A 7667-nucleotide genomic window follows, 5' to 3' on the forward strand; every position below is an offset into this window, starting at 1 on the left:
AGTTATAACCGTTAACTGAGGGAGTTATAACCGTTAACTGAGGGAGTTATAACCGTTAACTGTTTTTTTGGTTTGTTTTTTTTGGGATTAATACGATTTATGTTATTGACTCAAGCTGAAAAGATTAATAGGATGTGTGTTAACGATTATTGTGTTGAGAGGTTATTTTTTGAAGAAGACTGTATTTGAAACAAAAGAGTTACTCACTGATTTCACCACTGGAGAAGTATCGTCTGAGAGCGTGAAAACAGTAGTTAGAACATCAAAAGAGCCACCCTACATAAAATTGTACATAGATGATGTGATTCGCCTTTACGGCTTGCCGAAAGGTGAATCAAGAATTCTTTTCGAGTTGGTGAAAAGAATGAATTATCAGGGCGAGATAGTAATTAATGCTGCTGTTAAAAGAGATATAGCTAAAAAGTTAGCTCTTGGTGGAGCTAAGCCAGAGCAGGTTATTTCTAACTCTATGGCAAAGTTAGTTAAAAACGACATTTTGTTTAGAAAAGACACAGGAGTTTACATTACTAATCCGCATGTATTCGCAAAGGGTGACTGGGCAGATATACAAGAACTTAGAGATTCTTATATCGAATTGAAAATAAAATACTCGATGTCAGGGCGTGAAATGAGCACGACCATTATCAATAAATAACAATCGCTGATTGAACGGGGGGCAACCCGAACAACCAGCTACCACAACACACAAAAATTAGAGTTCAATCATGGTTGATAAAAAGCATACATTAAAAACTAAAGAAGCACTTCGTATTTTACTTGTGTGGACGTCTGGCATTCTCTTCGGTGTGAGCATTGGTCTGAATTATAAAGATCTGTCACACGATGATTATTCGAGTCTCTACATATATCCCTCATCATGCACTGATAAAGGGTGCGCTGATGAATAGTGTCTTTAAGCAGCGAGGGGTGGGGTTGGTCGAGTTCATTCTTACGCTCGTACTCAGTCTGATTGTTTTTATAGCAGCCTTACCATTTTATAACGACTACCAAACTGACAAGAAAGCGAAAGCTTACGGTGAGCACATAAGAGGACTGATAGAACGCATTCATCAATATCAGTACTACAAAATCACCGAAGAAGATGTCGATTCGACCAGTAAAGCGAGTTGGCCAGCAACGCTGGATAACCTCATGAACGACTACCCCGAACAATACTGGGGCAGTTGCACGATTGACCAAGAACTCAATGGTGAATGTAAGTTGCCAGATTACGTGCCGTGGAGTCCGTCGCGTCTGAGTACTTACTTTTACACCGACCTTACGCACATACCGGCATTTAACGAGCATTTAGTCATTCGCATTCCTCTTTCTGAACTGGCTTCCGATCCGAAAGAGTGGACACGTTACTCAAATGTGTTGATTGACATTCCAGGAGCAAAACGATCGGGTCATGATATCCATATTACCTTGCGTCAAGCGACGTTAGCACTGATGTACGAAAACATTGTCATGCGCGATGGAAGTGTCACATTGACAGAGGATTGGGATATTGGCGGTGAACACGGTATTACCAATGCGAAAGACTACTTAATTGCAGCCTCTGATGGCAGTCAGATATCTGTATCAAAACGCTTAGTGACAATTGAAGGCGTATCACACGGTGAGACGGTAAGAAAGCCTGCGTGCAGTGAAGGTTTGTCGCCTAATTTAATATTGAGCATTGGAGAAATTAAACTATCAACTGAGCATGCTGAGCTTTCAGAATTTAAAGCTTACATCAAAAGTCAAAATGACAATTATTGGACAGTTGCAATCGATACTACAGCGAAAAACAAGAACACAAAAAGCTTTGAAATCACACACTTTGGTAAAGCCACTGCTTTAGTTCAGTGTTTTTAAAAAAAGGAAAAAGAAATGAAAGAAATGATGGTTATCATCGCTGCGGTCAGCTGCGCACTTAGTTACTCAGCGTTGGCGAAAGTTACACTGGAAGATGGTTACGCTAGTGAGGCGGAGTATTGGGACAGCGTTAAGAAAAACCGCGCTGAATATGAGAAAGATTTGTACACAGGTTTAGAAGTTCCAGAAAATCCAAGTAATTCAGTTAAAGTTGTTGAGTTTTCTACTGGGGCTGAAACTACATCTATCATCACAAAAACTCTAAAGCCAGTTAATGGCTGGGTGTGCTCTTTAAGCGGAGTTAGCGGCTATTACGGCAGAGGTCTAAAAGGCACAGATGCAAAAGTCTATCAATCCAGTGGGTACTGGAAATTAACTTCAGGACGAGCTAGTTGTGGCGGATGCGCTGTTTCAGCTAAAGCGACCTGCTGGGAAGTACAATAGCTCCGCGCACAAGCATGACAACACAAAAAGGAACGTCAGAATGAAAAAAGCACTATTTGCGCTGGGGTTGAGCGCACTATCAAACTCTTCTTTTGCGATCACGAACGGAACAGTTGTTGATTGGCAAAATGATTTTGATGATTATGTCACCGGTAACTGCACCGGCTTAATCGTAGGCGGTAATCAAATTCTAACCGCTGCGCATTGTAGTGCGTTTGAAACTCAAGTTTTCACGCATCGAGATGAATATATAGACGTGAATTCAAAAGTAAATAACCCACTCAATACAGGCGTGGGAATTAATTACGACGTTTCTATACTCAACATTGACATACAATCAACACAAAACATCCATTTTTTCGCTGACTTGAATCAGGCTACGGCTAGCGTAGGCGATGCGGTTCATATCTTCGGTTTTGCTGCTAGCTTTACTGAATTGAAGCGTGGCGACTCGACAATAAGCAGGCCCAGTGATGAAGCATTAAACCGCTTATTTCACGAGCACGCTCTTGGCACATCTCTCACTCAAGGCGGTGACAGCGGTAGCGCGTGGTTTAATTCAAGTGACGAAGTTATTGGTGTACATTTCGGTGGTGACTCAATCACAGATCTATTCTACTCAAAAGACTTTATTCTTGAGACGGTGAACGGTTGGCATTACCCAACCGTGCTCAAAGGCACGGGCACTCAGACTGTTAAAATTCAGTCATTACACCAAAATGGCGTGACTGAGAATGCTCATGCGACAGGCGATGTACAAATCCTTGGCGGTACTTGTCAAACTCAAGCAGTTATCAATGCGTTTGATACGTGTACTTATGAGCTAGAAGTTACAGGCTCGGGGCAGCTTCACTTGAGCAATGACGAAGTGATTGATATTAACCCTGTAACACCCACTCCAGTTCCACCTCCGACAACACCAAGCTCTGGCGGTAGTGGTGGCTCTCTAGGCTTCTTATCTCTATTCGGTTTAGTTTTGTTTGCTCGCTTAAAACACACAAAATGAACCGTTAAATATGGCGTTCTGATTTGATGCGGGAACATCAAATCAGAACTAACTCAAACGCTTTAAATGGACAAAGGTGAGCTATGGATCACTCTACACTATGCGCCCGTGCGCTGCTAGATAGCGCAATTCATAATTGCGACAGTAGGTTTTTTGTTGAGCAGTTCGGCAGGAATATCGAGCAATATAATTTCACTGATTATCACAAGCTACTAAATGACCTTACAGACCGATTACAACAAAAAATAGTAACACGTGACGTCTTGTTTGAAGATGTTCCACCGTCAATTAGGGAATTATTCACTCATGGAGCAACGTTAAATAATGTGCAGTATTTCTATGCGTTACCAACGCGAACATTAAGAACGTATCAACACGCTTGTAAGTGTTATAAGAAATCTTTTCCTAGCAAACCGATCCCGCGTTCATTGCTCAAATATTTAGCCAGCTTGAGCCGAAATGTAGACCAGCTAACGGCAGATATGTTGGTCGAACTTTCTATCGACCATCAAATTACAGTGCCTCTGCTGTTACGTGAGATTGTTGGAGAGCTTTAATGAATAAAGTTCTTTCTCGATGCGTCTGTGCGCTTCTGGATAGACAAACGGCTACAGAGCGAAAGCCCAAAGAGCACGATTTAAAAGACGTATCACTTAGAATAATTAGAGAATTTACAAGACGACAATTAGAAAAGCCGATACTAGAAATTGATTTGAATATTTTAAATCAAGATATGGCTATTCGTATTGTTTTTATATTTTCTATATGGCTGCTTATGTGCCTCGCGATAATTTGCGATCGAAGACGCAGGATAATAAAAAAGGAGCTTTAAGCTCCTTTTTTATTTGACGTACTTTTTATAGCGCAGGGGATAAGTCATTGTTCTCTTCAATACGCAGCATTCTAATATCTGAAACGCAATCTTTAAGCCATGGAAAATTGCGACTCATGCCATTGACAGCCATAACTGTCTTTACTGCATCCACAGTGTCGTCACCAAAATAGACACTGCCTTGCTGTCTAGTAAAGCCATGATTGCCTAGGAATTTTTTTATATCTCCGTAAGCATTCTGGTAATTATTACCCGTGTAATTATCTTCTAAAGCAGCGACACTTAAATCAAAGCTGATAGCATACATATTAATTTTCTCCTGTTATCAATTGTATTTTAACACTTATGATAACCCTTGTGTCTATTCCCATTTTTTAACTTTGCGCGCACCGGTTCTAGTCCAGTTAGAGCTTCAAATTCAGCAATCAATGTTGCTTTATCTGTCTGTGTTACTTCTGCAAATTCAGCGAATGCTGGCAACGCATAGAACGTTGAACCGTCTTCAAACACTTGAATGCTTTCACTAACAGGCAATAAAGACCACTCTAAGAACGCTCTCGCGGCCTCGTAAGTGCCTTTGTTATCTTCAACACCTAATTCATCATCGAGATAAAACTCAGCCTTAGAATCGCTCACAGGAGCTTTAGCAGCGTTAATTACTTCATCATGTGCACAATCTTGCGCTTGAAATCTAGCAGCTTCGGCTGCTGCGTTAATTTCTTCTTTTGTAGCACCCTCAACGTTAGCTGCTTGAGCTGCTAACGCTTGTCTAACGATATCAGCGAAAACATTATCACTATTAAGATTTTTTAGCGTTTCATCAATTATCGAGCATAAGTCTTTATCTGCTGTAATAGCTTTCTGTGGTTCTTCACTAAATAACTGACTCAATTGTAAAAATGACAAACCAGCATAGTGCAGAACGAGAGTAACAAACACACCATAAACCCAAACGATTTCGCGGTGAACTCGGTCTTCTGGTTCACACGCTGGAGGCAATAGAAAGTTACGTCGAATACGTACTGCATATGTTGCAGTCATCAATAGTGCGCCCGTCTTTTCTGGATGTTTTTTATAAAAATCACGAACGACATCAACAACAAACTCTTCCCAGACTTCAAACGGCAAGGCCAAACCAGAGCGTTTTAAGACGCGAATTGCATCTTTAATGCTTTGAGGTAGCTCATCAGAACCTGGTTTGTTTTTAGCTGTATCATTTCTAGTCTTACTCGATTCTTCATCTGAATACAGCCATTCGATGAAACGAGTTAATTTACCCATCATCGTTAGTATCAAATCGTAGACTGAATTGTGAACTACCGTCCGCATCAAAAATAGGAAATACATCAATATTTCCCTTAGGATCTTCAAGAATCGCGTAAATCTTTCTTCCTATAGTTTGATACTCATGGAAAACATATCGATGACCTCTAAACTGACATTTCTTTCCGGTTAATTGCATTCTTAACTCCCAATATATTGAGCGACAACATCAACACGACTGTGCCCTAATTCTTCTGAAACTTTCAGTCGAACAACAAAATCTTCTTCGCGTTGCTCTTTTGTCAGCTCTGCGCGAGTCAAACCGCCTTTGACGCTACATTCACGACTTGATAACTCTTCATAACGAGCTTGAGCGTAAGCATGGCGTAGACCGTGACACTTTCCTAAACCGACACTTTTTACAGCATTGTCGTACTTATCGCGCATCTCTTTGTACGACATGTGCTTATGTATTAATGAGCCTGTCGGATATTTAGCATTCAATTCAGCGAGTAGTTCACGTTGCGAATCTTTCAGAATTGGAATACTGCGTTCTCGGCCACCTTTACACCAGCTCGACTGGAGTGTTACGTAATTATCATCACGCGCTGCTAATTCAGGCTTAAACTTCAATGCCTCTTCACGTCTTAATCCAAACTGCTCTTGAAGTCGAAGTGCATCACGAATGTGTTCATCTGCAATATTCTGCTCCCGTCCGTCCAATTTCATTGCTTTGTTCTCCTGCGTTACAAATACGCGCTTCTCGATATTTAGCTGCTCATTTGTGAGGACAATCGTTGGTTTCTCTATCTTTTGAGCTAACCAACGTAAATGCGAAACGCGATTCTTAATCGTGCTCGTTGCAAGTCCTTCGGACTGCCAACGACCAACAAGATAATTGATGTGTTTTTGTTTAAGTTGCTGCGGCTTTTCTAAACGATTATAACCACCATCTTTAAGCTGTTGAGCACTCAGTAAAAGAGTCTGCCCGCGACTTTTTTGAGTCTCAAAAGAGCCGTCTTTGTTGTGCATCATCACGCCTTTAAGCTGATACTTGAGACTCATAAATAAACCTTAAAATGACATTTAAAACAAACGGTTAACGCGATAATGCCGCAAATTTGGTTGTTGCCAAATTGCCACGCTTAAGCGTGAAAGGCTAATTCTGTCATCGAGGCACTAAACCCCACCGGAACGCTGTCTGTTGACTAGCACGCGCCGGTTATATAGCCCGATAGGCTAACGAACGTTGGATAAAATCCTCCAGTACAGTATGTGCAAGGGGGACTTTCCCACCCCTTAATTTGATTTAAAGAAAGGGGCTTTTGCCCTGGTACTTGCTAACAACTTCCAGTCTAATCTATTGATTTTAAATAAAACTAAAATTTTGAATACTCAATCATCTAGTTTCTTCAATCAAAGTTAGCTTTCTGCAGAAGTCAAAACCGAAGCGTTTGATGTTGAAATAATCGTCTATTGATTTACACATGTAGAGCATACGCAGTACACATAATCGCAAGTTGAAAAGTCCAACTAATACAGATTCTAAATACTCAGAATCTGCAAATCCCATCTAGTTAATTGCTACGCAACCAATTTGACAGTTCTCTAAAAACTCATCTCGTGGTGAGTTTCATCTAACTTCAAGAGCGATAGATTTAATACTTTTGAGAAAAGTAATAAAACAGGAAAGTCTGTAGGCTAACAAACGACCACTTTTGAGTCAATCACTGCTCTGTCACTTTTTAAAATAGCTATCAAACCTAATAAATACGTACTTTTGTACTCTCTGTCACTGCGTACAGTGACAGAGAGTACATTTAACTTTTTCGCATGTTGTTAGTTCAGTTCTGACGCGCTTCGCTTGCCGGCTTGCCATGCTGGACAACTATTGAATCTCGCTAAGGCTCGAATCAAAGTTGACCACAAGCCAACCTTGATTGATCAATCAAGACACTTAGAGGCTTAAATCTGTGTGTCAAAGCGGAGCGTTTTCCGCTAGCGGAAATTGTCCACAAATTTATGACTTTGAGTGTCAGACACAGCAACGCCCAAGCGTTGCCCGTCAGTCAAAACTACTGTATATATATACAGATAATGTTAGTTTTGGTTTTATTGCAAATGTCTTGTTATTTTATCGCTAATATAAGAGAAGAAAGAGCGGGATTCATGTAAGTTGTTGATATTGATAGGGTTATAGGAAATGACGTTAACTGAGGGAGTTATAACCGTTAACTGAGGGAGTTATAACCGTTAACTGAG

Annotated in this window: 9 protein-coding genes; 5 read left to right on the forward strand and 4 right to left on the reverse strand. The window is 40.6% G+C overall.

Features of this window, described 5'->3' with window-relative positions:
- The first annotated feature begins 169 nt into the window (after positions 1–169).
- The 5 genes from AB6D93_RS23220 (at position 170) to AB6D93_RS23240 (ending at position 3867) form a co-directional block, all read left to right on the forward strand.
- A complete protein-coding gene (locus AB6D93_RS23220) occupies positions 170–655 on the forward strand; it encodes a replication/maintenance protein RepL (protein ID WP_372050022.1) in 486 nt (161 codons plus the stop codon).
- A 245-nt stretch (positions 656–900) separates the two neighbouring features.
- Entirely contained in the window at positions 901–1860 is a 960-nt protein-coding gene (locus tag AB6D93_RS23225; RefSeq protein ID WP_372050023.1) for a hypothetical protein, read from the forward strand.
- A 15-nt stretch (positions 1861–1875) separates the two neighbouring features.
- Positions 1876–2304 carry a hypothetical protein gene (locus AB6D93_RS23230; RefSeq protein WP_372050024.1) on the forward strand — a complete coding sequence of 143 codons (429 nt, stop codon included), beginning with the start codon at positions 1876–1878 and terminating at the stop codon, positions 2302–2304.
- 40 nt (positions 2305–2344) lie between these two features.
- Positions 2345–3310, forward strand: coding sequence for a serine protease (locus AB6D93_RS23235; protein WP_372050025.1), 966 nt, complete (start codon positions 2345–2347; stop codon positions 3308–3310).
- An 83-nt stretch (positions 3311–3393) separates the two neighbouring features.
- Positions 3394–3867: a hypothetical protein gene (locus tag AB6D93_RS23240; RefSeq protein WP_372050026.1), complete on the forward strand. Its 474-nt coding sequence runs from the start codon at positions 3394–3396 to the stop codon at positions 3865–3867.
- A 300-nt stretch (positions 3868–4167) separates the two neighbouring features.
- On the opposite strand, the gene AB6D93_RS23245 is transcribed toward AB6D93_RS23240, so the two are convergent.
- Genes AB6D93_RS23245 through AB6D93_RS23260 form a run of 4 tightly spaced genes read right to left on the reverse strand, consistent with a single transcriptional unit; the run spans position 4168 to position 6470 of the window.
- Positions 4168–4449 (reverse strand): hypothetical protein, encoded by a 282-nt coding sequence (locus AB6D93_RS23245; protein WP_372050027.1) that lies wholly within the window; start codon positions 4447–4449, stop codon positions 4168–4170.
- Positions 4450–4478: 29 nt separating this feature from the next.
- The gene (locus AB6D93_RS23250; RefSeq protein ID WP_372050028.1) at positions 4479–5426 is read right to left on the reverse strand and encodes a hypothetical protein; all 948 of its coding nucleotides are present in this window, start codon (positions 5424–5426) and stop codon (positions 4479–4481) included.
- Positions 5416–5604, reverse strand: coding sequence for a hypothetical protein (locus AB6D93_RS23255; RefSeq protein ID WP_372050029.1), 189 nt, complete (start codon positions 5602–5604; stop codon positions 5416–5418). The genes AB6D93_RS23250 and AB6D93_RS23255 overlap by 11 nt, the downstream gene beginning before the upstream one ends.
- Positions 5605–5606: 2 nt before the next feature.
- Positions 5607–6470, reverse strand: coding sequence for an integrase domain-containing protein (locus AB6D93_RS23260; RefSeq protein ID WP_372050030.1), 864 nt, complete (start codon positions 6468–6470; stop codon positions 5607–5609).
- Positions 6471–7667: the final 1197 nt, after the last annotated feature.

Source organism: Vibrio sp. 10N.247.310.23 (genome assembly GCF_041467155.1).
GTDB classification, from domain to species: domain Bacteria; phylum Pseudomonadota; class Gammaproteobacteria; order Enterobacterales; family Vibrionaceae; genus Vibrio; species Vibrio crassostreae_C.

Bases quoted from the DNA above. Each gene is read 5' to 3' on its own strand.
- AB6D93_RS23255 (WP_372050029.1), bottom strand. From the start codon at position 5,604: ATGCAATTAACCGGAAAGAAATGTCAGTTTAGAGGTCATCGATATGTT.
- AB6D93_RS23230 (WP_372050024.1), top strand. From the start codon at position 1,876: ATGAAAGAAATGATGGTTATCATCGCTGCGGTCAGCTGCGCACTTAGT.
- AB6D93_RS23250 (WP_372050028.1), bottom strand. From the start codon at position 5,426: ATGATGGGTAAATTAACTCGTTTCATCGAATGGCTGTATTCAGATGAA.
- AB6D93_RS23240 (WP_372050026.1), top strand. From the start codon at position 3,394: ATGGATCACTCTACACTATGCGCCCGTGCGCTGCTAGATAGCGCAATT.
- AB6D93_RS23245 (WP_372050027.1), bottom strand. From the start codon at position 4,449: ATGTATGCTATCAGCTTTGATTTAAGTGTCGCTGCTTTAGAAGATAAT.
- AB6D93_RS23260 (WP_372050030.1), bottom strand. From the start codon at position 6,470: ATGAGTCTCAAGTATCAGCTTAAAGGCGTGATGATGCACAACAAAGAC.
- AB6D93_RS23235 (WP_372050025.1), top strand. From the start codon at position 2,345: ATGAAAAAAGCACTATTTGCGCTGGGGTTGAGCGCACTATCAAACTCT.
- AB6D93_RS23225 (WP_372050023.1), top strand. From the start codon at position 901: ATGAATAGTGTCTTTAAGCAGCGAGGGGTGGGGTTGGTCGAGTTCATT.